Source organism: Christiangramia aquimixticola, assembly GCF_048285835.1.
Classification (GTDB): Bacteria; Bacteroidota; Bacteroidia; order Flavobacteriales; family Flavobacteriaceae; genus Christiangramia; species Christiangramia aquimixticola.
In genome coordinates, this window is record NZ_JBLVTL010000001.1 from 308,914 (window position 1) to 309,282 (window position 369).

The 369-nt window shown below is 37.1% G+C and carries 1 protein-coding gene; it reads right to left on the minus strand.

Annotated features, from left to right (window positions below; all coding sequences use genetic code 11):
• On the minus strand, positions 1 to 369 hold a 369-nt coding region (locus ACNKXV_RS01305), incomplete at both ends, for a PepSY-like domain-containing protein (protein WP_417906337.1).

Consider the following 369-nt stretch of genomic DNA (forward strand, 5'->3'; position numbering starts at 1 on the left):
GCACTTAAAAAATGCCCCTGGGAATCGAACTCCAGTTCTACCCCATTATTCAGGGTAACCTCATAATTTCCATCATCCTCGATCTCGGCTTCAATGATAGTATTGTTAGGATAGTTTTCAGCAATATAATCGAGAATATTCTGTGGAAGATCAGCAGGATCGATATTTATATCATCTTCATTCTCATTTTCATCTTCTCCCTGACCTAAAAAATTGCCGTCTGCATCAAAGATAAGCTCTATTTTATTCTCAAGTTCGATTTCGTAATTTCCGTTATTTTCACGTTCAGCCTCTTTAATGGCAGAACCAGGAAAATAGGTTTCTATAAAAGTGAGGATTTTCTCCGGAATTTGTGATAACGGGATATGT